Raw genomic sequence first — 26,163 nt, 5'->3', positions numbered from 1 at the left:
CCTCTAGATTTCCAGCGTTCCGACGTTAACTGTCCGAATGACTAATCGGCCAGAATGCGAATGGAATTCGATCGTTCGACCGTTTGTTCCACCGACGTCTTCCGCAACGAGTGGGACGTTCGCTTTTCGTAAAGCTAGTCTTACAGCTGCAATATTTCGTTCACCAATCCGCATTGATTCGTGTTCGTATTTAAACTGGAACATCTGTGCGCCACCCGCAATTTTCGCTCGTAGACGGATGGCGCCTTTATACCGAAGAGAACGTGCCAGTTCCACAACCGCTGTATCCGCAAATTTTCCAATCTCAAGCGCAATGTTTCGGCTGATCGCCGAGTCAGGTAACATGACATGCGCCATGCTGGAAAGTCCACGTTCTTGATCGTAAATGATCACACCGACACAAGACCCTAAACCGGCTGTCCGAAGAATGATCGGTTTTTGGCTAACTGCATATTCTGCAATTCCAATCCGAACGACTTCATCCATCGATATCCACACCCAATCGTTGAAAAACAGAGGTAAAGGCACCTTCTTCAGGTAACAACAATAAATGACCGTTCAAATCGTTTCCTGAACTGGATAACCGTGTATCGATGTATACTGCCATGTTACCAAATTTTGTCGACTCTAGTAAGGCAACTTCCAAAATCGCTCCGACCATATCAAAAGCAGATGCCGGGACCGTCACATGGACGGATAGATCGAGCCAATCGGAAATCGAACGGGCGTAGGCGCCAATCAAGATGTTCCCGATCTCTTCCCAGGCCGACACTCCCATCGCATGTTGATCGGAAAAAAAACGGAATGGCTGTTGTAGTAACTGCGACACTAGCTTTTCAGCATCTTCGAGTGGCATTAAAAATAGAAGACACGCCTTGATGTCACCAGAAAAACGAAGGAGTGCTCCCGCCGTATAGGCTTCAGCGCCACCTACCCGCTCAACGATTGTTGAGAACGACTCTAAGTCTGCTGACGGTACTTCGATTTCAACTGGTTGTCCAAGAAGTGTCGATAATGCCGTCGCCGCATGGGCTGCTCCGATATTCCCGATTTCTCGAAAGACATCTTGTTCCATCCGATTAAGCATGGATGATCTCTTCAAACAATCGATTTGGCTCTAACAAGGAGAACAACTGCTCTTCGCCTTTTGCAATCGCAGTCAAATACGTCGTCTCATCTTGTTTTTGATCCGTTAATGGTTCAATCCGGACATCTGTTGCTTCCACGACTTCATTTGCACGATCGACGATAAAACCAGCATCTCCATGTTCGAGTGTCGCAATGATGATTCGTGTTTCTTCTGTTTCCTCAATCGAATCAAATCCTAAACGTGTCCGTAAATCAATCACGGGTGTCACGACACCTCGTAAATTAATCACACCTTTGACATAAGAGGCGGCATTTGGAATCCGCGTAATCGGGATGACACGTTCGATTGAACGAACAGATTGAACATCAATTCCGTATGCATTTTCTTCTAATTGAAAGACAACCCATTTTTGTTCCATTTTTCATTCCCTCACTTTCGTAACAATGCATTGCTATCGATGATTAATGCCACTTGACCGTCACCTAGAATCGTCGCACCGGAAATCGCACGGATCCCTTCGAGATAGCTGCCTAGTGGTTTCATGACGATTTCTTGTTGACCGATCAATTCAGAAACGATCAATCCGGCGAGCTTCTCGCCACTTCTTACGACGACTACGGAATAGGCATCCGCTTCTACTTGCGGCAAACCATACACCTGATTCAATGAAATCAATGGAACAAGTTGTCCCCGGAAATCAAAGACCTTTTCACGGTGCGCTTGTAAGATCGCTTCTTGTTTGAGTGACGTTGTTTCGATGATCGCCGTCAGTGGGATGGCGTACGTTTCTTGACCAAGTTTGACGAGCATGGCCGAAATAATTGATAGCGTCAGCGGTAAGCTGATTCTAAAGATTGTTCCTTCTCCACGTTTCGTCTCGACGAATACTTCCCCACCAAGTGATTCGATTTTTGATTTAACGACATCGAGTCCGACACCACGTCCCGATAGATCGGTTACCGTCTCCGCTGTTGAGAATCCTGGGGCAAATAACAACATCGCTGCTTCTTCCGGTGTCAGTAAAGCTGCTTCTTCTTCCGTCAGCAAACCTTTCTCAAGCGCAATTTTCGTCACGCGTTCATGGTTGATTCCGGCACCATCATCTTCAATCTCGATGAACACGCGGTTTCCCGAATGATAGGCACGCAGTGACAGATTTCCTTCGATGGGCTTTCCAGCTAGGATCCGGTCTGCCTTACTTTCAATCCCGTGATCCACGGCGTTCCGGATCAAGTGGACGAGCGGGTCACCAATCTCATCGATGACCGTCCGGTCGAGTTCTGTCTCAGCTCCGGTGATGTGTAATTTGATATTTTTTCCGACATCCTTCGAAACCGAACGAACCATTCGCGGAAATCGGTTAAAGACTTGTTCAATCGGCATCATCCGTAATGTCAGGACCAATGACTGTAATTCATTCGTCCCCCGTTTAATCCGTTCCACCGTCTCTGTCAAATCAGAGGAACCGACTTCTGCCGCGATCCGCTCTAGACGACCACGATCGATGATGAATTCTTCGAATAAGTTCATCAGTCGATCAATCCGTTCTAGATTGACACGGATTGTTTTTGCCGCAATCGGGGTTTGGGCTTCTCCTGAAGCATCAACCGTTTCACCCGGCTTTTTATTCAGCGGATTATCGGTTGGTTCAAGCAACGTCGCTGCTGCAGCAACCGGCTCGACGGGTACTTCGAATGGTTGAATCAAAACCTGTGCGACTTCCGACACGGCTTTGATCCCGTCCTGGATTTCTTGTTCCGACTTCATCGTCACGAACAAGACATCAAAACTTGTCTCGAACTGTTCTTGCTCGAGTTCATCAGAAGTTGGGTTTGACAAAATGACATCACCAAGATTTTGTAAACGATCAAAGACCATGTAGACACGTGCGGCCTTTAAAATCACATCGGCTGACAGTTCCACCGTAATGACATACGCTTGATAACCGGAAGCCATCGATTGACGGACAACTGATTCCGAGTAAACGTCGCATTCAAAGTTTTTGATGACCGACACAACAGGATGCGCTGCTACTTTGTCCGTTTCACCATCCTTCTGAATGAACTGTTTTAAGCGGACGACCGTCGTCGCCACATCGAGCTTCCCGGTTCCCCCTTGACTGATATCTTCGACCATCGTTTCGAGTTGTTCAGCGGCCACAAACAAGACGTCAATCAAATCGGGTGTCGCCGGCTGTGTTTTCGAACGTACAAGATCAAGCGCACTTTCCATCTCATGTGTTAAATCGGCAATCGCATCGTATCCCATCGTACCGGACATTCCCTTTAATGTATGGGCGGAACGGAAAATCTGATCGATGACGGCTTCATCATCCAGACGCTGTTCAAAAATCAAAAGACTCGAGTTGATGGCTTGCAGATGTTCGATTGACTCGTCCAGAAACAATCCTAAATATTCATTTAAATCCATGGAACATGTCCTCCTTCATGATTAGCGGACGCGATTACGCCGTTTTGTCAAACGATTCAGTAACCGGTCTAAAAATTTCTGTTCGTGTACCTGAAGTCCCGTCAGTGCTGTCGTAATATGATCGAGTCGCCAACTGACATCACTCGTCCGGTCAAACAGATAAAATGGACGCTGTGCCTTGACCGCCTTCATGACGGTTGGATCGTCTGGCAAGAAACCAACGAAGCGTAACGACTTCTCTAAAAAATTCTGACTGACCTGTTGTAAACGATCGAATGTCTCAAGTGCTTCTTGACCATTCGTCGCCCGATTGACGACAACGGCAATCGGAAGTTCATTTGCATGATGATGGGCGAGCTTTACGAACGCATAGCCATCCATGATCGACGTCGGCTCTGGCGTCACGACTAACCAAGCTTCATCTGCACTGCTGATGAAATCGAATGTTTGATGTGTCGCACCGGCACCTAAATCGAGTAACACGAAATCATAGTCGTAAAAAAATCGGAATTCGCTCATCATGAATTGCACATCATGATCGGTCAGATCCATCAATTCCGTGAATCCGCTCCCACCATGAATGAAATGTAACTCAGGCGTCGCTTCTACGACGGCTTGCGCCAAGGATTCACGCTGTTTGACACAATCCATCAAGGATGTTTTAGAAGACTTCCCTAACAACACTCCGACGTTCGCCATTCCGATATCTAAATCAATGATCAATACTTTTTTAGCTTGTAACGATAGTGCTACTCCTAAATTGACAGCCACGTTCGTTTTTCCAACGCCACCTTTTCCACTGACGATGGCAATCGTTTTAGTCTCTCGAACTGCTACCTTTGAACGTAACGCCCGTGCCTGATCTTCTCGCATCATCGTAACCCTCTTTCTACAATCATTTGGGAAATTTCTGGACTTGTCGGCCAGATGATGTCTTCAGGTACTTCTTGACCTGTCGTCAGACAAAACACAGGGATTCGTGTTTCCCTCGTCAGTCCATAAATCGACCATAATTCAGTTGTCTCATCGGCTTTCGTAAAGATAAAACCGCTCAGTGGTACTTGACCAAATCGTTTCCGGATTTGTTCCAAGTCACGATACTTCGACGTTAAGCTGAGGACGAGGAAGACATCCGTATCGGAAAAATCATGTCGTGCTTTTAATTGTTCAACATATCCGGCATCGAGGAAGTTGCGTCCCGCCGTATCGATCAAAATGATGTCACAGTCAGCGAGTTCGGTTTTAGCTTGTTCGAATTCTTCTAAATCATATGCAACGCGTAATGGAATATCGATGATATCCGCGTAAGTACGTAATTGTTCGATTGCCGAAATCCGGTATGTATCCGTCGTGATCAATCCGACCGTTTGTTGTTTCGTTAACCGGTAATAGGCAGCGAGTTTTGCGATCGTCGTCGTCTTTCCGACGCCGGTTGGTCCTGTCAGCATGACAAAACGGGATGTGGCTGTCGTAATTTGAATTTCCTTTTCCACTGCTTCAACGAGTGCTTGTTCGACCTGCGTCACATCATTCGTTTTATAATACGTCGACAACATCAAGTCATGTAACTCTTCCGCACATCGTTGTAAAGCAGGTTCAGCTAACAAGACGTCATATCGTTCTAGTGCTTCTGGTAAGCGCCGTGACGCAAAGGAAACGACGGTCGGAGTGACCTGTTCCGTCATTCCCGAATTGACTACGCCATGGAGACGAGCAGTTGGCGGGACCGACACGGGTTCAGGATTCGCAAGCGGTTGTTTTTTTGGTCGAGCGACCGGATGTTCTTCTACTGACGCGACAAGTTCCACTTTTTTTTGTGTAAATAAACCAAACACCCCACCGACTTTGATTTGCCGGGTATTTAAGATGATTGCTTCTTCCCCTAAATCTTGTTTCACTAGTTCCATCGCTTCGCTGACAGAATTCGCAATAATTCGTTTTACCATCATGTGTTAGATCACCCCAATACTCTTGACTTCGATTGTCGGAATTAACTCGTTATAGGACAGAACAGGTACATCCGGGAAATAACGTTCCGTCAATTGACGAACGAACATCCGAATACTCGGTGAGGCTAAAATGATTGGTTGAGCACCATAACGCTCGAATTCTGTCGTCAACTCGTTTAAGGACTCAATGAATCGTGTTGCTTTATCGGGATCAAGCGCCAAGTAGTTACCAAACTCGGTTTTTTGGATTGCCGATTGAATATCGAGTTCCATCTCGCTTGATACGGTCACGACATGAAGCACTTCACCTTGTAACACTTGTTCTGTGATTTGTCGTGCCAATGCCTGACGTACGTATTCTGCTAACAGATCGCTGTCTTTCGTGACCGTTGCATAATCGGCCAACGTTTCAAAAATCAACGGCAAGTTTCGGATTGAAATTTTTTCTTTTAACAACTGAACGAACACTTTTTGTAGTTCACCGATCGATAAGAGCTGTGGTGTCACTTCGTCGACTAAAATCGGATGGGTTTCTTTCAGATGATCGACTAACTGCTTGGTTTCTTCTCGTCCCAATAAATCAGCTGCATGTTTCTTGAGCAGTTCCGTCAAGTGTGTCGCGACGACGGATGGGGGATCAACGACCGTATACCCGGACATTTCCGCCCGACTTCTCGTCCGTTCATCAATCCAGAGTGCCGGCATGCCAAAGGCGGGTTCTACCGTCTCAATCCCTTGGATCTCGGGATCATCGACACCAGGGCTCATCGCTAAGTAATGGTCAAGTAACAATTCACCGGTCGCCATCTCACTGCCACGAATTTTAATCCGGTAATGGTTCGGCGGGAGTTGCAGATGATCTCGTATTCGCACGGTTGGCAAGACGAATCCAAGTTCAAGTGCCAACTGCCGGCGGATCATGACGACACGGTCGAGCAAGTCGCCGCCCTGTGCTTCGTCAGCAAGTGGAATCAATCCGTAACCGAATTCAAATTCAATCGTATCGACGTTTAACAACGAAATGACCGACTCGCTCGACCGGAGATTTTCTGTCGGCGCCTCTTCGACTGCCACTTCTTCTTTTGTTGTTTTGGACGTCCGGGTCAACTGCCAGGCGAAAAACGCCGCACCTCCTGCGACTGGAATCGTTACGTAATCTGGAATTGCTGTAAATAAACCAAGTAAGAAAATCGCACCTGCTCCAATCATAACGAGCAATGGTGTCCGGGAAAGCTGACCGATGATGTCTTCTCCTAAGTTACCGTCCGAAGTCGAACGCGTGACGATGATTCCGGTCGCAACTGAAATCAAGAGCGCTGGAATTTGACTGACAAGCCCGTCTCCGACGGTCAATAACGTATACAGTTGGACCGACTCCATCATCGGCAACCCTTGTTGAACGACTCCGATGATCATTCCGAAAATCAAGTTGATGATGACGATGATGATGCCGGCAATGGCGTCTCCTTTGACGAATTTAGAAGCTCCATCCATCGCTCCGTAAAAATCCGCTTCTGATTGGATTTTTTGACGGCGTGTCCGTGCCTGCAACTCGTCGATCATGCCGGAATTCAAATCGGCGTCAATTGCCATCTGTTTCCCCGGCATTGCGTCGAGCGTAAAACGTGCCGACACTTCCGATACCCGCTCCGAACCCTTTGTGATGACGAGGAACTGAATCAAGACGAGAATCAGGAAGACGACGAATCCAACGAGCGCGTTTCCTCCGACAACAAAACTACCGAACGCTTCGATGACTTCCCCCCCGTTCCCGTTCGAAAGAATCGCACGGGTCGTCGAGACGTTCAGTGCCAATCGAAACAAGGTGACGATCAGTAACAGCGTCGGAAATACAGAAAATTCAAGGGCTTCCTTGGCATTCATCGCGACAAGTAAGACCATCAGCGAAATTAAGATATTAATGATGATTAAGAAATCGAGTAAAAATCCTGGCAGTGGAATGACGAGCATGAAGACGATCATAATGACGCCTAGCAGGACGGTTAAATCTCTTGTTGAAATGGTCATGATGCTTCATCCTTTCATTTCGCTTGTTTCATTTGATAGACAAAGGCAAGTGTTTCAGCGAGTGCCTGATAAAATGATTCATCCACTGCCATCCCTATTTCTGATTTTGCGAATAATGCTCGTGCGAGCGGTCTGTTTTCGATAATCGGAATCTCGGCTGCTGTCGCCTTCTCCCGAATCCGGAATGCGACAGCATCCACTCCCTTTGCGACGACAATCGGCGCTGCATGTTTGCCGTCATCATATTGAATCGCCACCGCGTAATGGGTTGGATTCGTAATGACGACATCGGCATTCGGTATTTCTTGCATCATCCGTCGCATCGCCATTTCGCGTTGTTGCTGTTTGATTTTCCCTTTGATTTGCGGATCGCCTTCTGTATTCTTATGCTCATCCTTTAAATCTTGTTTACTCATCCGAATCGATTTTTCGAAGTCAAATTTTTGATAAGCAAAATCAAGGACGGCTAACACAATCAACGTGATGCTGACTGAGATACCTAACAAGAAGGTCAAGTGACCAATGATGGCTAAAGCGTCGCCGATTGGCTCCGACGTCAAGCGTGAAATCTCTACCTTGTTGTTCCATAATACGGTTCCACTTGTCACACCAATAACAAGTAATTTGAACACCGATTTTAAAAATTCGATCAGTGCTTTCATACTAACAATACGTTTTACACCTTGTAAGGGGTTGATCCGATCAAGTTTTGGTTGAATCGATTCTGAACTGAGTAACGCTCCGATTTGCACGAAATTTCCTAAAATTCCGATTACAACAGCTGTCACAAAAAAAGGCGAAACAAGAATGCCCATCTGAATCAACATCTCGATCATAATTTCTTGAACGCGTCCTTCTTCAACAGCGACCAGTACAGTTTGCGCACTTAAGCCATCTTCTAGCACCATGACGAATCGTTTTCCTAAGAACGGACCAAAGAAAAATAACACTAAAAACATTCCGAATAACATGAGACTGCTCGTCAAATCGGCTGACTTTGCGACCTGTCCCTTTTTTCTGGAATCATCTCGTTTTTTAGGAGATGCTTTTTCTGTCTTTTCGCCTGCAAAATACTGGAGGTCGAGGGTTAACTTGTACGTCTTCATCTCAACCTCCTAGTAATTGAATCGCGTCCGACAATACTTCTTGTAATAATGGAACAAATCGAGAAATCCCTGTAATCATCGCACCGGCAAGTAAAAATAAAATGGCGTATCCCATCAATAGCTTGACCGAAAAACCGATTGCAAAAATATTGAACTGCGGAGCCGTTTTCGCTAAAAATCCAAGCGCCAAATCGACTAAAAATAGTGAGACGACTAAGGGCATCGCCATCTGTAATGCAGTCAACATCGCCATTCCGATGACACGGACGACTAAACTCATCCCCGCCTCTCCCGTTACACCAATTGGACTTCCTGGAGGAAAAATCTCAAAACTGGTGTAGATGCCGTCAAGCAAAATCAGATGCATGTCGGAAGCCAGTAAAACAAGTAGCGTCAACATATAATAAAAGCGACCAATGATGGGCGATTGACCACCAAACATCGGATCATACGCTGATGCCATCGCAAGACCCATCTGTAAATCGATGATCGATCCTGCAATCTGTGGTGCATACAGTAAAAAACTAGCGAGTAGACCAAGGGCGAGTCCGATGATGACTTCTGTCCCCATCCGAAAAAAGAAATCAATATCATCGACTTGAACGGTTGTCTTGACGGCATAACTTGCAAAATAGGCAAGACCGGCAGCAATCGCTAATTTGTGTTGCGCCGGTAATTGCTTGGATGAAAACAAGGGAGCTGCAACAAGAAATCCGACAATTCGACCAAACACAAGTAAAAAGACACTGACAAAGGACAGTAACGTCATTTCCGTGAAACCTCTGCAATCTGTTTAAAAATTTCAATCGTAAACGTCTTCAGTTCTTCCATGATCCATGGTCCAAAAAAGACGAGGGCTAAAAATACCGCAACAATCTTCGGAACAAACGATAACGTCTGCTCTTGGATTTGTGTCGTCGCTTGTAAAATGCTGACGAGAAGGCCGACGACGAGTGAGACAAGCAAGAGCGGAGCTGAGACCTTGAGCAAGGTCCAAACAGCCGAACTGGCTAATTGAATAATCATTTCCTGCGTCATGTCGTCCCCCCTATCGCATGCTGACGAGTAGTGACTCGACAATCAAATGCCAACCATCTACCAAAATGAATAGTAATAATTTAAACGGTAACGCAATCATGACCGGTGGTAACATCATCATCCCCATCGACATCAAGACACTCGAGACGACCATATCGATGACGAGAAAAGGAATGAAGATCATGAAGCCAATTTGAAAGGCGGTCTTCAACTCGCTAATCGCGTAGGCTGGTACTAATGCGACGAGTGGAATATCTTCCACCTTTTCTGGTTTTTCATAATTGCCGTATTTCAAAAACAACTCTAAGTCATTTGTTCGTGTGTACTGCGACATGAATCGTTTCATCGTACCGCCGGCCTTATCAAATGCCTCGTCTTGACTGATCTTCTCATCCATATACGGTTGTAATGCTGTCGTATTGAGCTCCGTCAAGATAGGGGCCATGACAAATAACGTGATGAACAAAGCCAGTCCAACAAGCAGTTGGTTCGGCGGTGTCTGCTGTGTACCCAGTGCCGAACGGACAAAGGACAAGACGACGATGACACGGGTGAAACACGTCATTAAAATCAAAAGCGATGGTGCGAGTGATAAAAGTGTCAGTAGTACAAGTAACTTAATCGAGGTCGCCGTCCCAGACGGCGTATCCAGTGAAATCAAATTTTCAATCGTCGTCATGAACGTCCTCGATTCTTCTGGAACTGATCCAGCTGTTGCTTAAACGATTCCAGAAACGGAGACGCCGTTGATGTATGTAACTCGTCTTCCGGTAGATCGGTCGTCGATGCCCATTCGGAATCTTCCTCGATCGTATCGATCAACTCAACGTTCTGACCGACACCGACGACGTAAACCTTACCGTGAACCTTCACGAGCTGAACAGATCGATCTTTGCCAAGCGATACACCACCTAGATGGGAGAGCCTGTTCGACTGACGGACACCTTTCGTCCGTTCATTGATGAAACGGACGGCAACGATAAATCCGCCGATTAAGACTACGAGCGTCACGACGATTTTCACAATCGTGACGACCGTCGATGACCCGTCGACCTGTTGTGTTGTAGGTTCATTCTTCTTAGATGGATTCAGATTCTCTTCCACTGTTTCAGCACCGACGTGATTTATCAGCAATAACAGGAGCAAACAGGTCAAACAGGTCAGTCTTTTCATGATGAAATGGTTTTCGAAACGGCTTCGAGTACACGATCCGCTTGGAATGGTTTGACGATGAAATCCTTCGCCCCTGCTTGAATGGCATCAATAACCATCGATTGTTGTCCCATCGCGGAACACATGATGACTTTAGCAGCCGGATTAAACGCTTTGATTTCTTTTAAAGCCGAAATACCATCCATTTCCGGCATCGTGATATCCAGTGTGACAAGGTCCGGTGATAGCTCTTTATATTTCGAAACGGCTTCACGACCGTTTTCCGCTTCTCCTACAACGTCATATCCATTCTTCGATAAAATTTCCTTAATCATCATTCGCATGAAAGCTGCATCATCTACGATCAAAACTTTTGCACTCATCCTATTTCCTCCTTAGAACATCCGTAGACGTTCTTTTGTATTAACGATCTCTGTAATCCGTACACCGAAGTTTTCTTCAATGACGACGACTTCTCCTGTTGCAATCAACGTATTGTTGACGAATACGTCTACCGGTTCACCGGCTAATTTATCGAGTTCAATGATCGATCCTTGGGTTAGTTCAAGAATATCGCGGACTGAACGACGCGTCCGACCAAGCTCAACGGTTACATTTAATGGAACATCATAAAGCATGCCGATATTTCCAGGTGGACCTTCTGGTTGTACTTCGGAAAACTGACCGAATTGAACAGGGCTGACTCCGACCGGTTCTTTTTTCGGTTCCGGCGGTGCTTCATAACGTGGTTCTGGTTGCTTGCTAGGCACAGGCTGTTCACGCATTGGTTCCGGTTGGCTGACCGGTGGTGCTTGAGTAGTTGTCGTACTAGCATTAAATAATTTCTGAATCAACTGTTTTGAAAATTCAAGGGGTGCCAACTGGACGATTTTTGAATCAATCAGTGTGCCGATTTTTAAATCAAATTCAATAATGACCATGCTTTCCCATAACGAAAAGCTGTCGACGATACTTTTTTCTTGTGAAAAATCAAAAATTTCAACCGCTGGCGGTGAAATATCGATCCGCATCGAGAAGACGGTCGACATCGATGTCGCAGCAGCGCCCATCATCTGGTTCATTGCTTCTTGGACAGCAGATAACGCAATCGGCTCCATCTCTAGACTTTCGTCCACGACACCGTCGCCACCCATCATCAGATTGGCAATGACCGAGGCATCCCGTTGTGTCAAAATCAAGACGTTTTCTCCTTTAAATCCTTCTGTATAACCAACACGAAGGGCAACGTGTGGTATCGGATACCGACTCCGTAACTCTTCCATCGTAATCATCCGGACGTGCGGCGTCGTGATCTCGACTTTTTGATTCAATAAGGCGGACAGGGCCGTCGCGGAGTTTCCAAGCGAGATATTCCCGACTTCTCCTAGCGCGTCAATCTCCATGTCGTCCAATTGACTTAACTCATCGGTTGAACTTGTATCGGTTGGTTCTTCAGCCGATGGGGTCCCGCGTAATAACGCATCGATTTCATCTTGCGAAAGCATATCGCTCATGTTATTCCTCCTCAATTCGTTGTAAGACTTGTAAAGCGAGATGCTTCCCATTCAGACCAGGTCGCGCTTTGAACATTTTCCGATCATCGACAAACAATTCAACCGGATCAGATGTACGTGTCTGCAGGGACAGGCAGTCGCCTACTTCGAGGTGTAACAATTCTCCAAACGAAAGTTCCGTCTGGCCGAGCACTGCTTTCAAATCGACGATTGATCCCATCAACTGTGTTTGCATATGTTCAGACTCTTGATTATCGGCTGACTTTCGTTTTTCTTGTTGCATCCAAAAGTGGCTCGATAGTTTCGGAATAATCGGTTCGAGTGTCACGAACGGTAGACAGACGTTGAGCGTCCCGCTCACTTCACCAACCGTCACATAAATCGAGACGAGAATGACCGTCTCATTTGGTGACACGAGTTGAAGAAACTGTGGGTTGATCTCTAAGTCGTCATACTCCGCCTCAATCTCCGCAATCGATTCCCATGCTGCCCCGTATTGGACAAAGGCCCGCTTGAACAATTGTGTCAAGATGCGGGTTTCGATTTCCGTCAGGTTCTCGATTTTATTCATCCCTTCGCCGGGTCCACCAAGCAGACGGTCGAGCATCGCATAGGCGATGTTCGGGTTGACTTCAAAGATGACACGACCGTCCAGTGGATGAAGATTAACGAGATTGATTAGCGTCATGTTCGGAATCGAATGGATGAATTCATCATAGGGTAACTGTTCAACCGTGTTGACCGTAAACTGGACGTATGTTCTGAGTTGTGCTGAGAAATGAGTCGTCAAGACCCGAGCGAATTGTTCATGAATTCGCGTCAGGTTACGCATCTGATCTTTCGAGAATCGTAACGCCCGTTTAAAGTCATAGACTTTGACCCGTCGCTCTTCTTCTTGGCTACGTATTTCCTCGACTTCCATATCTCCGCTTGAAATGGCTGATAGCAGGGCGTCAATTTCATGTTGTGATAATACTTCGCTCATGCGGCCACCTCACTGGATGATTTTTTTCGTCGTATAGACACGTTGAACATCGCCTTCTTGCAGGAGTTTTTTGAATTGTCCCCGTAATTTTTCCTCAAGTTTCGCCATGTCTTGTTTTGAATCCAAATCTTGTTTTTTCATCGAAGCGAGATCTCCCAAGATGATGTTGTTGATTTGGAATTTACGTAACTCTAGTTCTTCTCGTGTCGCCGCGTCGTCCGTAACGATCGTGAATTGAACGTTTAAGAATCGTTCATCCGCGATATTCGTCGTCAAGTCGTCGGTTTGAAAACTGCGTTCCTCGAGTTCAACGCCGGTCGGCTGTTCGACCTTTGCTTCCGTCGGATCACTCGTCAATAAATATTTCGAAAGCATGTAACCGGCACCGATCATCATGAGTGCGACGACGATCATGATGAGTGGTAATTTTAATTTACTCTTCTTCTTTTCTTCTGCCATCTTCGAGCCTCCTAGCACTGTTCAAGCCCATCAATCCGACTTGTCGGTAAAAGTCGATTGTCGCTGCTTTTACCTCTTCTAACGTTTCTTTTACGACATAGGTCTGTCCCCCGACCAGTTGGATCGTTGTATCGGGTGTTGACCGGACCGCTTCGATTAAGATTGCATTTAAGACAAGCGGTGCTTCACGTAATGTCGTCAGTGTGATCATCGTTTCAAGTTAACGAGTTCTTCTAAAATTTGGTCAGACGTCGTGATGATTCGTGTGTTCGCCTGAAAACCACGTTGTGCAATGATCATTTCTGTGAATTCTTCCGACAAATCAACGTTTGACATTTCGAGTGTACCGGACGTCAGTTGTCCAAGACCATTTGTGCTTGGTGTGCCAGTCGCTGCGATGCCCGAGTTTTGAGAAGCGGCAAACAAGTTTACCCCTGATTTTTCAAGACCACCTGGGTTTGCAAAATTCGCCATCGATACGTAACCTACACGTTGCAGATTACCTGTCCCGTCAACAAACGTGACTAGTCCGTCTTTACCGATCGCTAAGTTTTGTGCTCCCGTCGGAATTTGTAATTTCATATAGCCATTGTTTACTTTGTTTGTGATTTGACCTTGTTCATCATATTCATTTGCTGGTAAATCATCTTGATTTGCAGGTGGCTGTCCTGGATTAGCAGGCGGTGGATCAGACAATCCTACGAGATAGTTTCCATCTCCCGTTACAATGTTTCCTTGAAGATCTGTATAAAAGTTACCGGAACGAGAATAACGTACACCGTCTGCCGTTAAGACTTGATAAAATCCTTCACCTGAAATCCCGACATCAAGCGTTCGCCCAGTATTTTGTAATGCCCCTTGATTATAGACATTATCGACTGTTGACATCGATGCACCAAGTCCTACTTGCTTCGGGTTTGTTCCCCCGACGCCACCGCCTGCGCCTGACGCGGAACCAACTGATTGGTTGACAAGATCCTTAAACGTGACACGGCCTTTTTTATAACCAAACGTATTGACGTTGGCGATGTTATTCCCGACGACATCTAATTTTGTCTGGAAGTTCTTTAACCCACTGATTCCTGAATACATTGAACGTAACATTATTTTTCCTCCTTTGTTTTAATCTCAGTCAATTCGTAGACACTGACACTTTTCCCATTTGATAACTCGGCGACGACGTCTACTCCGTCCCGTTTTACGCTCAGGACGTTTGCCGTTTCTTTAACGGCTGACGATACTTCAGCACCTGTTGCATCTGTTGTCGTGGTTTCACCTTCGTAACTGACCGCTTTTCCGATCAAGTTACTGTAAGTCAACAATGCTCCTGCATGCTGATTGAGCATCATCGTATCCATCCCTTTCCCAATCGCTTGCATCTGTTCGAGCGAAGAAAATTGGGCCATCTGTGAGATGAATTCCTTGTCCTCCATCGGGGCAGTCGGGTCTTGGTTCGATAGCTGGGCGATCAAGATTTTCATGAACATGTCTTTGTCCATCGTATTACTGGATGGTACTTTCGTTTTATCCGGTAATTGGTAAGAAGACGCATCATTTTTGATTGACTCAGTCATCTTCATCCTCCTCTAGTTCTTCCTCGTATGGCACAGGTTCTTCCTGTTGTCGTTCGCGTCGTTCTTGTGGCAATCCTTGTTCAAACTCCTTGACGCTCGATGCGAGCAATCCCGTCTCGACTTTGACGAGTGGTGCTTGTGGTTGAAGCGACGTATGTAACTTTCCAAGTTGTTGGTCCATCAGTTGTTTCGCTTGTTCGGTTGCTGCGAATAGCTTGACCGTAAGCAGTCCTTCTTTTCGATCCAACTGAACGACAACCTCGCCTAACTGTTCCGGATACAACCGAATCGACATCCGCGTCGAACCGTCCGCTCCTTTTAAAAAGGGCGCTTGTTTTAAAGCCGCCTCGATTCGTGTTGCCAATTGTTCATCGACGGTAGGCGTAGTAGGTGACGTCCGTGAAAGGACTGGTGCTGCGACCGTCAAGCGGTCGAGTTTCAATCCATTTAATGATACCGGTTGTTCGTTACCTTTTGGATCAGCGACTACCGGAAGCGACTCGAGTCCTTTTTTAACCGTATTCCATGACTTAGCGGTCACTCCATCTGTTTCAGTTGGAGTAAGAGGTTTGACGATTGGAGTACTGACTACTGGTTTACTCGTATTTGTTAACATGGTTTCAACTGTCGACGGTATTGTTTTCGTAACAAACGATTTTTTTGTATCAGATGGTACATTTGTCACTGTATTAACCGGTACCGCTTGACCGTCCTTTGGCAACCCATTTTCTTTTACTACCCCAAGAACAGAGGATAAGGCAGCTACGATGGTCTGCTGAACAGCCGTCGGGAGCTGTTGAAACAAGTCCATCGCCTGTTCTCCCTGACCTTCTTGCATCGTTTTGATGAACTGGAGCAATTCCGTCGTTTTTTTCGGATCCTGTGTTACGCCTTCTAACTCCGGCTGATCGAGGAGTTGTAATACTTTTTCCGGTTGCGCCGACAACTGAACAATCAAAGCTTTCACTTCGGAATTGTTTGTTGCATCCACCGGTAACACCTGTTGTTCCGGTAATGTGTTTTGAGCTGCCTCAGCCATCGGTTGTACTAAATACTGGAGCAATGAAGCAAAATTCCCTACCCCGTTCACCGGAATGTCTTTCCCGTTTAACTTCGTGACGGGTTTCGCCGTCTGTGCTTGTTGTACATCCATCAAGTTCATCTTATTTACTCACCCCTCATTCGACTGCCAACAGTTGTGTCAACGCGGCTGCTTTTTTAGGATCCATTTTTGCCATGATTGCTGCTTGTTGTTCTGCATCAATCTTTTGGATGATGGGAACGACCTCTGTCGGACTCAATTCGTTTAAAATGTTTGCCGCGTCTTTTGGTGGCATCTCCGCATAGACATCGGTCACATTCGCCGTCTTTTTCTTTGTTGTGGTTTCATCAGCTGCGACAGCCGGAGTAGCCGGTGTTTTTTTCAAACGGTCCCGTTCCGCAATCAATCGAACGACTTCCTGTTCCTTCGCCTGAATGATATCAGCTTGATCGGTCGTTTTAGTCCGTAATTTTTTAATTTCGGCGTTCGCAAGCTTCAACCGTTGCTCGACGTCCGCATTTTTTGTTGAGGTAACCTGTTGATCTGCTACTTCTTCTGAAGAGAACGGTAAGGAAAAGATCGGTCTCCCATTCGCATAATTTAAAACAAGATAAGCTGTAAATAAGAGCAGCAATAAAGGAATAATCAATAACGGTAAAATCCATTGTTTCGATGATTTTTGATCACTCATGTCGTTTGCCTTCTTCCAAACTGTAATAAGGCCAGTTCATCCATTTGATTTTGTTCCGTCAATGCAATCGTACGACGGTTTTCCTCCAATTGATTGGACTGAAGTCGCGTGAATTTCTTTTCTTCAATCAACGCTTCTTTTAAGTCGACTTGGGCTCGTTCGTACTGATTTTTGGCTTGTGTCACATACAGTTGTTGCCGTTCGATTTGTTGTTTAACGACATCACGTGCCCGTTCACGGTATTGGGATGCGAGTAGTTCAACGGCACCAGTTTCGTTTTGTGCTTTTAAAAAGGCTTCATAGCGAATGAGGAGATGGTACAGTTTTTCAACTTCGATTTCATATTGTTTCTTTTTTTCAGCAGTATGTTTTGAAACACGATCCTTTTCCGCCTCCGCTAAAGGGATGATGCGTTCATATATCGTCTTCATACTTGCACCTCCTTAACGGATTGTCGTGATCAAACGACTCATACCTTCTTCAAAGTGACTTTTTTCTTCGACACGTTGTTTTAAAAAACCGATTAACTCTGGGTATTTTTCAACAGCCCGATCAATGTCTGGGTTGGTCCCACTTTTATAAGCCCCGATGTTGATTAAATCTTCCGCATCGAGATATGTGGACAATAACTGTCGAAACGTAATCGCACTGTCCTTATGTTCTGTCGAGGTAATCTGATTCATGACCCGACTGATTGAACGCAGGACGTGGATGGCAGGATATTGCCCTTTATTGGCGAGATTACGGTCGAGTACAAAGTGACCATCTAAAATTCCGCGGACGGCATCGGCAATCGGCTCATTCATATCATCTCCGTCGACTAAGACGGTATAAAAAGCGGTAATCGAACCTTCTGTCGTTTTCCCACTTCGTTCTAGTAACTGCGGAAGTAAGGCAAACACACTAGGCGTATATCCTTTTGATGCTGGTGGCTCACCAGTCGCTAAACCGATTTCTCGTTGCGCCATCGCAAAACGTGTCACGGAATCCATCATCAGTACGACGTTTTTCCCTTGATCTCGGAAGTACTCGGCAATTGCCGTTGCCGTATAGGCTCCTTTTAATCGAACGAGTGGGGGTTGGTCGCTGGTCGCTACGACAATGATCGAACGACTCATGCCTTCTTCCCCGAGTTCTGCCTCGATAAATTCCTTCACTTCGCGTCCCCGCTCGCCAATCAAGGCGATGACATTGATATCAGCAGTCGACCGTTTCGCAATCATTCCGAGGAGCGTCGATTTCCCTACGCCGGAACCTGCGAACAGCCCTACACGTTGACCTTGTCCGACCGTCAGCAAACCATCAATGGCTCGAATCCCCGTCGATAAGACTTGATCGATCCGCGGACGATCCAACGGACTTGGTGGCTTCCGGACAATCGAGGTCGTCCGTAAATGCGTCAATGATTCTCCATTTAACGATCGCCCGAGTCCATCCAAGACTTTGCCAATCAAATCATCTCCGACCGGCACATGGAGCGGCTTACCTGTTGCGATGACGATCGAACCTGGTGCGATTGCCGTCGTTTCACCGTATGGCATCAATAAGACATGCCCTTCTCGAAAACCAACGACTTCCGCCTCGATTTCCTGTCCCCGGTGAATCCGGATTAAACACCGTTCCCCGATTGCGACCGCCGTAGGACCACGTGATTCAATCATCAAACCAATGACCTGAACAACTTTTCCAGAATGCTGAACCAAGTCTTCCGGGCGAATATCACGGATGGCTGCTTGCAGTTGTTTTAGCTTATACATCGTGTAACACCTCGGTAAGTTGTTCCAACAAGGTTTGATACCCTGCGGTCAGCCCACCTGTAATTGCTCCGTTTTCTGAATCGACACGGAAGTCACGTGCTGCGAGTTCCGGGTCAATCCGCAAACTAATGGTCGCGGTACCACCTAAAATCGTATGGAGACGTTCATCTAATACGACCACACGTTCAAAGTCTTCGGCAGAAGTATAGACAATCAGTTTTTCACGATCGCGAAATTGAAGAATCAACTGATGAATCGTTTGGTAAAGGGCTTCCTCGTCCGTGTCGTGCAGCTGTTCTAAAAACTGATGGGTCAGTTGAAGGGCCAGCGCACATAATTCATCTTCCATCATGATTAAACGATCTGAAAACATCTGTTCGAGACGATTCGCAAACTGATTGGTCTCATCAATCCGTTGTTGGTAGTGATCAAGTCCTGCCTGCTGACCAGATTGAAACCCTTCTTCATATCCGCGTTGCCTTGCTTCTTCAAGCGCAGCGATTCGTTCCTGTTCCAAGGCAATACGACGTTTTTGTTCTTGTTGTTCAATCAAGTCCTGTTGTTGTTTCAATCGATTCTGTCCTTCGTTCATCATTTCCTCGTAGGAAACGACCGGTTCTTGATCCACCTCGTGTGTTGACGCCGTCTGATGAAAGATGGTCCGTTGATCACGTTCAAAGACGATTTGGCGTTTAATGACGTTAGACAACGATATCATCTCCTCCACCACGGGCTACGACGATTTCACCCATATCTTCTAGGCGACGAATGATACCGACAATCCGACTTTGAGCTTCTTCAACGTCGCGTAACCGGACAGGTCCCATGAACTCCATGTCTTCTTTAAACGATTCGACCATTCGTTGTGACATGTTGCGGTAAACCATCTCTTTGACGTCGTCCGAGGATACTTTGAGTGATAATAATAAATCTTCATTTGATACTTCACGGATGATCCGCTGAATGGCGCGCGCATCAAGAGTAACGATATCTTCAAAGACAAACATCCGTTTTTTGATTTCTTCTGCCAGTTCCGGATCCTGAATTTCGAGTGTATCGAGAATCGTCCGTTCCGTCGTCCGGTCGACTCCGTTCAAGACTTGAACGACAGCTTCGATTCCACCAGACTGTGCATAATCTTGCATACCTGCCTGTGAAAGATTGCGTTCAAGAATTTGTTCGACTTCACTAATGATCTCCGGATTCATCCGATCCATCGTCGCAATCCGACGTGCAACATCCGATTGTGCTTCTGCTGGTAGTTCCGACAGAATTTGTCCCGACTTAGCAGGGTCCAAGTGAGCTAATACAAGGGCAATTGTTTGTGGGTGTTCGTTTTGAATAAAGTTCAATAACTGTTTTGGATCTGCCTTACGAGCAAATTCAAACGGTCGTACTTGGAGCGTCGATGTTAATCGGTAAATCAGCTCCATCGCTTTCTCTTCGCCGAGCGCTTTTTCAAGGACCGATTTTGCAAATCCGATTCCGCCTTGCGTAATGTAGTTTTGCGCCGTCGCCAATTCATGGAATTCTTCTAACACTTCTAGTTTTTCGTCCGGATCAATCCGTTTCATACTTGAAATTTGTAAGGTCAACCATTCCATTTCTTCTTCCGACAAATGTTTATAGACAGTCGCCGCTACTTCCGGACCCAGTGAGATCATTAAAATCGCAGCCTTTTCCCGACTGCTCATCTCTAACTTCTTCATTTCATCAATCCTCCGCTAACCATGTGCGTAACAACTTCGCAAATTCATCTGGATTGGATGCGGCAAGCTTTTCAAGCTGTTTCCGTTTAACCGCCCCGTCACTCGTATCTTCCGTTGACAGTTCAGGAATATCTGTTTCGATTGGTGTCCATTCTTCCAGTTCTTCGATTTCTGTCGTACGACGTCTGCGCATCATCACGAAGATGGCGCCTACTACGACTAATGCTGCAGCACCTAACGCAAACCAGACCCACATCGGTGTCGTTTCTGTCGTCACCGTTTGTTTTGGTGTTTCCGCGAACGGACGTGACATGACGACGACTTTATTCGCCAGTTCTGCATCCGTCAACGTCGTTTTTGCATCTTCTTTTGTTAATGAAGTCCGAATGATGGAATACATCATCGTCTGAAGATCAGTTTGAAGCTGTGGATCAATCTGATTTTGCCCTTTCGGCGGTTCGACGATGACTTGAATTCCTAAGTCACGGATTTCATAAGGAGCTCCGGTAATTTGTTTGGTGATCCGATTGACTTCATAGTTGATGATGTCATGTGTTTTTTCGCTTGTATCCCCCGTCGTTCCTGTACCTTCCGGGAAGTTGATCGTCTCGTTTTCACCCGTTCCAGCTGTTCCTTCGTTCGCTGCTCCTGTATAGGCTTCCGCGACCTTCTCAGCTGATGTGACAATCCCTTCGATCTTATCCGGGTCGACAGGCTCGACTAACTTTTGTTCTTCTTGACGTTGCGTGACATCGACATCCGCTGTCACGGATACCAATGCTTTTTGTGGTCCAAGAACAACCGATAACATTTGTTGAATTTGTTTACGTAAATCGTTTTCCGTTGTCTTCTTTAATTGCATTGGATCCGTTCCACCAGCAGTCTGTGCACCTTTACCAGGTTCATAGTATGTGAAGTACTGATCCATGATCGTGATGTTTTCTTCTTTTAGATTCGGAATACTTTTAGCGATTAAGTGGTAAAGTCCTTGGACGGTCTGTTGATTGAGATCGCTTCCGGCACTTGACGTCAAGACAACCGAGACGGTAGACGTCTCTTCTTGATCTGACAAGAAGACACTTTTTTCAGGCAGTGTGATCATGACTTTCGCTGCATCGATTCCATTGACTTGTGTAATGAGGTTTTCTAATTCTGTCTGCATCGTGTCTCGTTCTAAAATGTTCATTTCCTTATCCGTCGTTCCAAAACCTGCATTCTCACTGAAAAATGAATAATCGATTTGACCTGATTTTGGAATTCCAGCTGTTGCGAGTTCGACTTTTAAGTTTTCTGCGCTTTCTTCCGGTACAAGAATCGTTACACCGTCTGTTCCACTGACGACTTCCGACTTCACACCGTCTTCGTTTAATTTCTCCGTCACCTGGCCTGCCTCTTGCGGAGACAACTTCGAGTACAACGGTGTCATCGTTGGTTTACTGAACCAGATCGCTGCGACGATGATCGCTGCGATTAAAAATAAGACAAGTCCGATGATTGTTGCCTTTTTAGTGAGCGACCATTCCTGCCATGTCGTTTTTAATGCGCTAAAACGCGTTTTTAGTCCTTCATTCATCAAACATCTCCCACGCTTTCCTCAACAATCACAGTTGCATACGCATCATTTCTTGGTATGCCTCGATGCCCTTGTTCCGGACTTCGATAGCGAGTTGCATAGAAAGCGATGCTTCTTCTGTTTTGATCATGATGTTATGTAAGTCGGTTGTTTTGCCGGTCGCAAGATCCACTCGTGCTTGTGAGGAAGCTTGTTGCGCATCGTTCAAGCCGTTCATGGCTTGGCTTAATACTTCGCTAAAGTCACTGGGTGTCGTTTTCGCCACCGACTGTGAAGGTAATACCATCTGCATACTTTGAATTGGTTGAATCGCCATCGTGTCATCTCCTCATTACTTCCCAATTTCCATCGCTTTCACTAACATTGCTTTTGTTGCGTTTAATGCTGTGATGTTGGCTTCATATGAACGGGTCGCCCCCATCATATCCACCATTTCCTTTAATAGATCGACATTCGGCATTTTGACGTACCCTAAGTCATCGGCATCCGGATGATTTGGGTTGTATTCTAATTTGAAAGGTTCTTGGTCTTTTCGAATCTCACTGACCGTTACACCATTTCCCGTTTCTTTTAAAACCGCTAACTTTCGTGCGTATGGTTGCCATTCACCGTCGACGAGTTCACCACGTGTCGTCTGCGCATTGGCAATATTTGCTGAAACAGTATCTAATCGGAGACGTTGCGCGGTCAATCCCGTTGCCGATGTATGAAAACCAGAGAACATACTCATGATTTATCGCCCTCCTCGGATGACAGATTGAATGCCAGAGAATTTTCGGTTCAATTGTTCTACTAGTGCCTCATATTCAATTTGATTGCGTGATAATTCAGACATCTCAAGGTCAATATCGACACCATTTCCATCGTTACGCATCGCAGATGATTGTTCGACGATGCTACCGGAAGAACCAATCGTAGCATGTCGTTTTAAACTCATCTTCATTTCCGAATCCAGTACATCTCCAAACACAACACGTTTTGATTTATATCCTGGTGTATCGACATTCGCAATATTTGCTGAAATCACTTTTTGAGCTGCGACCGTCCGATCGACGGCCTGTGTCATCGTTGCATAATCTGAACCAAGCCAGTTCATCACTCAACCTCCACTCTGATTTATATAGTAAAACGAAGTATTATACCGTAAGCGATTAGTAACATATCTGAAATAATTGAAACAAATAGGTCAATGTTTGAAAAGAAGTTTTTTGTAAAAGAGGGGAATGAGATGTTAAATTTACACTTTTTAAACCCTTTTTTTATAAAAATGATAAATAATACCTATAAAAATAAGAAGACCCAGTACTTTACTAGGTCTTCTTCATAATTCTAACAATTTCTATTTTAGTTTGATTTAATTCGCTCTAACTCATAGAGGAAATTGTCATTTAAGATTTTGATGTACGTTCCCTTCATACCAAGCGAACGTGATTCGATGACGCCTGCACTTTCCAGTTTACGCAGTGCATTAACGATGACGGAACGCGTGATTCCGACACGATCCGCAATTTTTGAAGCGACAAGCAATCCTTCGTTTCCATCTAATTCTTCGAAGATATGCTCGATGGCTTCGAGTTCCGAATACGATAACGAGTTGATTGCCATTTGAACGACGGCTTTTTTTCGCGCCTTGTCTTCTGCTTCATGAGCTTTCTCACGTAAGATTTCCATCCCGACGACAGTTGCGCCGTATTCTGCGAGAACCAAGTCTTCTTCGTTGAAATCTTCAAGCATTCGTCCAAGAACAAGTGTCCCCAAACGCTCCCCGCCACCAATAATTGGGACAATTGTCGTTTTTGACGTTTCGAACATATCTCGGTTATCGATTGGGAATGCTGTGTGTTCACTATCAATCGCAATGTTTGCTGTTGTTTCTGTGACGTTGAATAATTTTTTTGTGTAGTCTTCCGGGAACTGACGTTCTTCGAGGAATCCACGAATCCGTGCATTCTCGATTTGTTGTTTAATTGCAATCCCTAGTAACTTTCCACGACGGCTGACGATAAAGGTGTTTGACTCCATGACTTCACTTAACCGGTCCGCCATGACCTTAAAGTCTACATGTGTGCTTGCTTCTTGTTGTAACATCGTGTTGAGCTTTCGTGTTTTTGCCAGTAAATTCATGATTTTCTTCCTCCACTTATAAGATGAACTGACTTAAGTCACGATCATCTGCTACTTTTCCGACGCGGTCCATGACATATTGTGGTGTAATGGTCACGTCTGTTTCTGGCATCTCTGCCGCTTCAAACGATAATTCTTCTAAAACCCGTTCCATGATGGTATATAAACGGCGCGCACCAATATTGTCCGTTTCATCATTTACTTGCGCTGCAATCCGCGCAATTTGACGGATTGCGTCTTCGGTAAACGTGACGTGGACTTGCTCTGCGCCAAGTAACGCTTTGTATTGCTTCAGTAACGCCTGATTGGGCTCCGTCAAAATTTTGACGAAGTCGTCTTCCGTCAAGCTGTCGAGTTCAACACGAATCGGAAAACGACCTTGCAGTTCCGGAATCAAATCGGATGGTTTCGCCATATGAAATGCACCGGCTGCAATAAACAACATATGATCCGTTTTGACAGGACCATATTTCGTGACGACCGTCGAACCTTCGACGATTGGTAAGATATCGCGTTGCACCCCTTCACGGGACACACCGGCACTGTCCTGTCCTTTTGTCGCGATTTTATCGATTTCGTCAACAAAGATGATTCCCATCTGTTCGGCGCGACGAACCGCTTCATCATGCACTTCATTTAAATCGAGTAACCGTTCTGCTTCTTCTGCCGTCAAAATCGGACGTGCTTCTTTGACCGTCAACTGACGTTTTTTTGTTTTTTTTGGCATGACTTGCCCGAGCATATCTTGTAGGTTTGAAAGACCTTCCATTCCTTGTTGTCCGGAAAACAAGTCCATTTGGCGTTCTTCGATGTCGACATCAATCATGCGGTCTTCTAGTTGACCTTGGAATAATTGTTGACGAATCACCGACCGATCCGCTGTATCATTTGCCGTTTCTTGTTCCGGTGGCTTTTGATTCCCACCAAACAACATTTCGAACGGATTTCCTCCCCCAAGCCCTGTCGATGACTTCTTCCCGACTAATGCATCAACGATTCGTTCATTGGCAACGGCTTCAGCACGCTCTTTAAGAGCTTCCTTTTTTTCATCCTTTACAAGACGAAGGGACGCTTCCACCAAGTCACGGACCATCGATTCGACATCACGTCCGACATAACCGACTTCCGTAAATTTAGTCGCTTCAATCTTGACGAAAGGGGCTCGAACCAGTTTTGCGAGTCGACGTGCGATTTCGGTTTTCCCTACGCCAGTCGGTCCGATCATCAAGATATTTTTGGGTGTCACTTCATCACGTAAACTTGGTTCTAGTAACTGTCGACGATAACGGTTCCGAAGGGCAATCGCAACGGCTCGTTTCGCATCAGTTTGACCAATGACATGTTCATTTAGTTTCTCCACGATTTGTCTCGGTGTCAATTCATGCATCTGCACTTCCTCCGATCGTCTCTAAAATGATTTGGTCATTCGTGAACACACATAACTCTCCTGCTGTCTCAAGCGCCGCACGAGCGATTTCCTCAGCTGTCATGTGTCCTGCATGCCGTGCTAACGCACGACCCGCAGCAAGGGCATAGTTGCCACCTGAGCCAATGGCTAAGATTCCGTCATCCGGTTCAATCACTTCCCCATTTCCTGAAACGAGCAGTAGATGCGTGCCATCCATGACAAGCAATAACGCTTCGAGTTGACGTAACATTTTATCGCCACGCCATTCTTTAGCCAGTTCAACGGCGGCTCGTTGCAAATTCCCATTATACATTTCGAGTTTGGCTTCAAATTTTTCAAACAGTGTAAACGCATCGGCCACACTTCCGGCAAATCCGGCAATCACTTTCCCACCATAGAGACGTCGTACTTTTTTCGCACTTTTCTTCATGATGACTTGATTTCCGAAGGTCACCTGTCCATCACCGCTCATCGCAGATTGACCGTTATGTTGAATGGCAAAAATCGTCGTTGCATGAAACATTCTGTTTCCTC

General features: G+C 45.8%; 32 protein-coding genes. All 32 read right to left on the bottom strand.

All coding sequences use genetic code 11. The annotated features are described in order from the left end of the window. Nucleotides 1–3: 3 nt before the first annotated feature. The 32 genes from BLD48_RS03440 to hslV all read right to left on the bottom strand — a co-directional run bounded on the left by BLD48_RS03440 (nt 4) and on the right by hslV (nt 26,152). Nucleotides 4–486, bottom strand: a complete 483-nt coding sequence (locus BLD48_RS03440; RefSeq protein WP_071498958.1) for a chemotaxis protein CheD — start codon at nt 484–486, stop codon at nt 4–6. After that, nucleotides 479–1,075, bottom strand: a complete 597-nt coding sequence (locus BLD48_RS03435; protein ID WP_236629930.1) for a chemotaxis protein CheC — start codon at nt 1,073–1,075, stop codon at nt 479–481. Before BLD48_RS03435 ends, BLD48_RS03440 begins: the two co-directional genes overlap by 8 nt. A 4-nt stretch (nt 1,076–1,079) precedes the next feature. Continuing rightward, entirely contained in the window at nt 1,080–1,508 is a 429-nt protein-coding gene (locus BLD48_RS03430; protein ID WP_071498956.1) for a chemotaxis protein CheW, read from the bottom strand. 11 nt (nt 1,509–1,519) lie between these two features. Further along, nucleotides 1,520–3,520, bottom strand: coding sequence for a chemotaxis protein CheA (locus BLD48_RS03425; RefSeq protein WP_071498955.1), 2,001 nt, complete (start codon nt 3,518–3,520; stop codon nt 1,520–1,522). A gap of 21 nt (nt 3,521–3,541) precedes the next feature. Next, on the bottom strand, nt 3,542–4,396 hold the full coding sequence (locus BLD48_RS03420) for a MinD/ParA family protein (RefSeq protein ID WP_071498954.1): 855 nt from the start codon (nt 4,394–4,396) through the stop codon (nt 3,542–3,544). Then, nucleotides 4,393–5,469 (bottom strand): flagellar biosynthesis GTPase FlhF, encoded by a 1,077-nt coding sequence (gene flhF / locus BLD48_RS03415; RefSeq protein WP_071498953.1) that lies wholly within the window; start codon nt 5,467–5,469, stop codon nt 4,393–4,395. Before flhF ends, BLD48_RS03420 begins: the two co-directional genes overlap by 4 nt. A 3-nt stretch (nt 5,470–5,472) precedes the next feature. Next, nucleotides 5,473–7,497, bottom strand: a complete 2,025-nt coding sequence (gene flhA / locus BLD48_RS03410; protein WP_071498952.1) for a flagellar biosynthesis protein FlhA — start codon at nt 7,495–7,497, stop codon at nt 5,473–5,475. 14 nt (nt 7,498–7,511) lie between these two features. After that, nucleotides 7,512–8,603 carry a flagellar biosynthesis protein FlhB gene (gene flhB, locus BLD48_RS03405; protein WP_071498951.1) on the bottom strand — a complete coding sequence of 364 codons (1,092 nt, stop codon included), beginning with the start codon at nt 8,601–8,603 and terminating at the stop codon, nt 7,512–7,514. Between the two features lies 1 nt (nt 8,604). Next, complete coding sequence (gene fliR, locus BLD48_RS03400; RefSeq protein WP_014970672.1) at nt 8,605–9,372, bottom strand: flagellar biosynthetic protein FliR; 768 nt, start codon at nt 9,370–9,372, stop codon at nt 8,605–8,607. Continuing rightward, the gene (fliQ, locus tag BLD48_RS03395) at nt 9,369–9,641 is read right to left on the bottom strand and encodes a flagellar biosynthesis protein FliQ (protein WP_012370733.1); all 273 of its coding nucleotides are present in this window, start codon (nt 9,639–9,641) and stop codon (nt 9,369–9,371) included. Before fliQ ends, fliR begins: the two co-directional genes overlap by 4 nt. A 10-nt stretch (nt 9,642–9,651) precedes the next feature. Next, entirely contained in the window at nt 9,652–10,320 is a 669-nt protein-coding gene (gene fliP / locus BLD48_RS03390) for a flagellar type III secretion system pore protein FliP (protein ID WP_014970673.1), read from the bottom strand. Then, nucleotides 10,317–10,775 (bottom strand): flagellar biosynthetic protein FliO, encoded by a 459-nt coding sequence (locus BLD48_RS03385; RefSeq protein ID WP_236629929.1) that lies wholly within the window; start codon nt 10,773–10,775, stop codon nt 10,317–10,319. Before BLD48_RS03385 ends, fliP begins: the two co-directional genes overlap by 4 nt. Nucleotides 10,776–10,810: 35 nt before the next feature. Beyond that, entirely contained in the window at nt 10,811–11,176 is a 366-nt protein-coding gene (locus BLD48_RS03380; protein ID WP_014970675.1) for a response regulator, read from the bottom strand. Nucleotides 11,177–11,188: 12 nt separating this feature from the next. Continuing rightward, a complete protein-coding gene (gene fliY, locus BLD48_RS03375; protein WP_071498949.1) occupies nt 11,189–12,307 on the bottom strand; it encodes a flagellar motor switch phosphatase FliY in 1,119 nt (372 codons plus the stop codon). A 1-nt stretch (nt 12,308) separates the two neighbouring features. After that, on the bottom strand, nt 12,309–13,292 hold the full coding sequence (fliM, locus tag BLD48_RS03370; RefSeq protein WP_012370738.1) for a flagellar motor switch protein FliM: 984 nt from the start codon (nt 13,290–13,292) through the stop codon (nt 12,309–12,311). A gap of 9 nt (nt 13,293–13,301) precedes the next feature. Continuing rightward, complete coding sequence (locus BLD48_RS03365) at nt 13,302–13,751, bottom strand: flagellar basal body-associated FliL family protein (RefSeq protein WP_071498948.1); 450 nt, start codon at nt 13,749–13,751, stop codon at nt 13,302–13,304. After that, nucleotides 13,726–13,962 (bottom strand): flagellar FlbD family protein, encoded by a 237-nt coding sequence (locus BLD48_RS03360; RefSeq protein WP_071498947.1) that lies wholly within the window; start codon nt 13,960–13,962, stop codon nt 13,726–13,728. The genes BLD48_RS03365 and BLD48_RS03360 overlap by 26 nt, the downstream gene beginning before the upstream one ends. Continuing rightward, the gene (gene flgG, locus BLD48_RS03355; RefSeq protein WP_071498946.1) at nt 13,959–14,855 is read right to left on the bottom strand and encodes a flagellar basal body rod protein FlgG; all 897 of its coding nucleotides are present in this window, start codon (nt 14,853–14,855) and stop codon (nt 13,959–13,961) included. Before flgG ends, BLD48_RS03360 begins: the two co-directional genes overlap by 4 nt. Further along, nucleotides 14,855–15,325 (bottom strand): flagellar hook capping FlgD N-terminal domain-containing protein, encoded by a 471-nt coding sequence (locus BLD48_RS03350; RefSeq protein WP_071498945.1) that lies wholly within the window; start codon nt 15,323–15,325, stop codon nt 14,855–14,857. The genes flgG and BLD48_RS03350 overlap by 1 nt, the downstream gene beginning before the upstream one ends. After that, nucleotides 15,318–16,487, bottom strand: a complete 1,170-nt coding sequence (locus tag BLD48_RS03345) for a flagellar hook-length control protein FliK (RefSeq protein ID WP_071498944.1) — start codon at nt 16,485–16,487, stop codon at nt 15,318–15,320. The genes BLD48_RS03350 and BLD48_RS03345 overlap by 8 nt, the downstream gene beginning before the upstream one ends. Nucleotides 16,488–16,503: 16 nt before the next feature. Then, nucleotides 16,504–17,058, bottom strand: a complete 555-nt coding sequence (locus BLD48_RS03340) for a MotE family protein (protein ID WP_071498943.1) — start codon at nt 17,056–17,058, stop codon at nt 16,504–16,506. Further along, nucleotides 17,055–17,489 carry a flagellar export protein FliJ gene (locus BLD48_RS03335; RefSeq protein WP_071498942.1) on the bottom strand — a complete coding sequence of 145 codons (435 nt, stop codon included), beginning with the start codon at nt 17,487–17,489 and terminating at the stop codon, nt 17,055–17,057. Before BLD48_RS03335 ends, BLD48_RS03340 begins: the two co-directional genes overlap by 4 nt. 12 nt (nt 17,490–17,501) lie before the next feature. Further along, complete coding sequence (gene fliI / locus BLD48_RS03330; protein ID WP_071498941.1) at nt 17,502–18,815, bottom strand: flagellar protein export ATPase FliI; 1,314 nt, start codon at nt 18,813–18,815, stop codon at nt 17,502–17,504. Then, nucleotides 18,808–19,533, bottom strand: a complete 726-nt coding sequence (locus tag BLD48_RS03325; RefSeq protein WP_071498940.1) for a FliH/SctL family protein — start codon at nt 19,531–19,533, stop codon at nt 18,808–18,810. Before BLD48_RS03325 ends, fliI begins: the two co-directional genes overlap by 8 nt. Next, nucleotides 19,517–20,524: a flagellar motor switch protein FliG gene (gene fliG / locus BLD48_RS03320; RefSeq protein WP_071498939.1), complete on the bottom strand. Its 1,008-nt coding sequence runs from the start codon at nt 20,522–20,524 to the stop codon at nt 19,517–19,519. Before fliG ends, BLD48_RS03325 begins: the two co-directional genes overlap by 17 nt. A gap of 4 nt (nt 20,525–20,528) precedes the next feature. Continuing rightward, nucleotides 20,529–22,097 carry a flagellar basal-body MS-ring/collar protein FliF gene (gene fliF / locus BLD48_RS03315; protein ID WP_071498938.1) on the bottom strand — a complete coding sequence of 523 codons (1,569 nt, stop codon included), beginning with the start codon at nt 22,095–22,097 and terminating at the stop codon, nt 20,529–20,531. Between the two features lie 28 nt (nt 22,098–22,125). Further along, on the bottom strand, nt 22,126–22,413 hold the full coding sequence (gene fliE, locus BLD48_RS03310; protein ID WP_012370750.1) for a flagellar hook-basal body complex protein FliE: 288 nt from the start codon (nt 22,411–22,413) through the stop codon (nt 22,126–22,128). A gap of 15 nt (nt 22,414–22,428) precedes the next feature. Then, a complete protein-coding gene (flgC, locus tag BLD48_RS03305; RefSeq protein WP_014970688.1) occupies nt 22,429–22,827 on the bottom strand; it encodes a flagellar basal body rod protein FlgC in 399 nt (132 codons plus the stop codon). A gap of 3 nt (nt 22,828–22,830) precedes the next feature. Next, nucleotides 22,831–23,193, bottom strand: a complete 363-nt coding sequence (flgB, locus tag BLD48_RS03300; protein WP_071498937.1) for a flagellar basal body rod protein FlgB — start codon at nt 23,191–23,193, stop codon at nt 22,831–22,833. 248 nt (nt 23,194–23,441) lie between these two features. After that, a complete protein-coding gene (codY, locus tag BLD48_RS03295; protein ID WP_012370753.1) occupies nt 23,442–24,221 on the bottom strand; it encodes a GTP-sensing pleiotropic transcriptional regulator CodY in 780 nt (259 codons plus the stop codon). 16 nt (nt 24,222–24,237) lie between these two features. After that, nucleotides 24,238–25,608: an ATP-dependent protease ATPase subunit HslU gene (hslU, locus tag BLD48_RS03290; protein ID WP_071498936.1), complete on the bottom strand. Its 1,371-nt coding sequence runs from the start codon at nt 25,606–25,608 to the stop codon at nt 24,238–24,240. Continuing rightward, nucleotides 25,601–26,152 (bottom strand): ATP-dependent protease subunit HslV, encoded by a 552-nt coding sequence (gene hslV / locus BLD48_RS03285; protein WP_026828001.1) that lies wholly within the window; start codon nt 26,150–26,152, stop codon nt 25,601–25,603. Before hslV ends, hslU begins: the two co-directional genes overlap by 8 nt. Nucleotides 26,153–26,163 lie beyond the last annotated feature (11 nt).

Source organism: Exiguobacterium sp. KRL4, from assembly GCF_001870785.1.
GTDB lineage: Bacteria > Bacillota > Bacilli > Exiguobacteriales > Exiguobacteriaceae > Exiguobacterium_A.
This window is presented reverse-complemented; position numbering and strand designations above follow the sequence as displayed.

Coding starts and splice junctions, on each gene's coding strand:
- BLD48_RS03440 (WP_071498958.1), bottom strand. CDS start 486: ATGGATGAAGTCGTTCGGATTGGAATTGCAGAATATGCAGTTAGCCAA.
- BLD48_RS03435 (WP_236629930.1), bottom strand. CDS start 1,075: ATGGAACAAGATGTCTTTCGAGAAATCGGGAATATCGGAGCAGCCCAT.
- BLD48_RS03430 (WP_071498956.1), bottom strand. CDS start 1,508: ATGGAACAAAAATGGGTTGTCTTTCAATTAGAAGAAAATGCATACGGA.
- BLD48_RS03425 (WP_071498955.1), bottom strand. CDS start 3,520: ATGGATTTAAATGAATATTTAGGATTGTTTCTGGACGAGTCAATCGAA.
- BLD48_RS03420 (WP_071498954.1), bottom strand. CDS start 4,396: ATGATGCGAGAAGATCAGGCACGGGCGTTACGTTCAAAGGTAGCAGTT.
- flhF (WP_071498953.1), bottom strand. CDS start 5,469: ATGATGGTAAAACGAATTATTGCGAATTCTGTCAGCGAAGCGATGGAA.
- flhA (WP_071498952.1), bottom strand. CDS start 7,497: ATGACCATTTCAACAAGAGATTTAACCGTCCTGCTAGGCGTCATTATG.
- flhB (WP_071498951.1), bottom strand. CDS start 8,603: ATGAAGACGTACAAGTTAACCCTCGACCTCCAGTATTTTGCAGGCGAA.
- fliR (WP_014970672.1), bottom strand. CDS start 9,372: ATGACGTTACTGTCCTTTGTCAGTGTCTTTTTACTTGTGTTTGGTCGA.
- fliQ (WP_012370733.1), bottom strand. CDS start 9,641: ATGACGCAGGAAATGATTATTCAATTAGCCAGTTCGGCTGTTTGGACC.
- fliP (WP_014970673.1), bottom strand. CDS start 10,320: ATGACGACGATTGAAAATTTGATTTCACTGGATACGCCGTCTGGGACG.
- BLD48_RS03380 (WP_014970675.1), bottom strand. CDS start 11,176: ATGAGTGCAAAAGTTTTGATCGTAGATGATGCAGCTTTCATGCGAATG.
- fliY (WP_071498949.1), bottom strand. CDS start 12,307: ATGAGCGATATGCTTTCGCAAGATGAAATCGATGCGTTATTACGCGGG.
- fliM (WP_012370738.1), bottom strand. CDS start 13,292: ATGAGCGAAGTATTATCACAACATGAAATTGACGCCCTGCTATCAGCC.
- BLD48_RS03365 (WP_071498948.1), bottom strand. CDS start 13,751: ATGGCAGAAGAAAAGAAGAAGAGTAAATTAAAATTACCACTCATCATG.
- BLD48_RS03360 (WP_071498947.1), bottom strand. CDS start 13,962: ATGATCACACTGACGACATTACGTGAAGCACCGCTTGTCTTAAATGCA.
- flgG (WP_071498946.1), bottom strand. CDS start 14,855: ATGTTACGTTCAATGTATTCAGGAATCAGTGGGTTAAAGAACTTCCAG.
- BLD48_RS03350 (WP_071498945.1), bottom strand. CDS start 15,325: ATGACTGAGTCAATCAAAAATGATGCGTCTTCTTACCAATTACCGGAT.
- BLD48_RS03345 (WP_071498944.1), bottom strand. CDS start 16,487: ATGAACTTGATGGATGTACAACAAGCACAGACGGCGAAACCCGTCACG.
- BLD48_RS03340 (WP_071498943.1), bottom strand. CDS start 17,058: ATGAGTGATCAAAAATCATCGAAACAATGGATTTTACCGTTATTGATT.
- BLD48_RS03335 (WP_071498942.1), bottom strand. CDS start 17,489: ATGAAGACGATATATGAACGCATCATCCCTTTAGCGGAGGCGGAAAAG.
- fliI (WP_071498941.1), bottom strand. CDS start 18,815: ATGTATAAGCTAAAACAACTGCAAGCAGCCATCCGTGATATTCGCCCG.
- BLD48_RS03325 (WP_071498940.1), bottom strand. CDS start 19,533: ATGATATCGTTGTCTAACGTCATTAAACGCCAAATCGTCTTTGAACGT.
- fliG (WP_071498939.1), bottom strand. CDS start 20,524: ATGAAGAAGTTAGAGATGAGCAGTCGGGAAAAGGCTGCGATTTTAATG.
- fliF (WP_071498938.1), bottom strand. CDS start 22,097: ATGAATGAAGGACTAAAAACGCGTTTTAGCGCATTAAAAACGACATGG.
- fliE (WP_012370750.1), bottom strand. CDS start 22,413: ATGGCGATTCAACCAATTCAAAGTATGCAGATGGTATTACCTTCACAG.
- flgC (WP_014970688.1), bottom strand. CDS start 22,827: ATGAGTATGTTCTCTGGTTTTCATACATCGGCAACGGGATTGACCGCG.
- flgB (WP_071498937.1), bottom strand. CDS start 23,193: ATGAACTGGCTTGGTTCAGATTATGCAACGATGACACAGGCCGTCGAT.
- codY (WP_012370753.1), bottom strand. CDS start 24,221: ATGAATTTACTGGCAAAAACACGAAAGCTCAACACGATGTTACAACAA.
- hslU (WP_071498936.1), bottom strand. CDS start 25,608: ATGCATGAATTGACACCGAGACAAATCGTGGAGAAACTAAATGAACAT.
- hslV (WP_026828001.1), bottom strand. CDS start 26,152: ATGTTTCATGCAACGACGATTTTTGCCATTCAACATAACGGTCAATCT.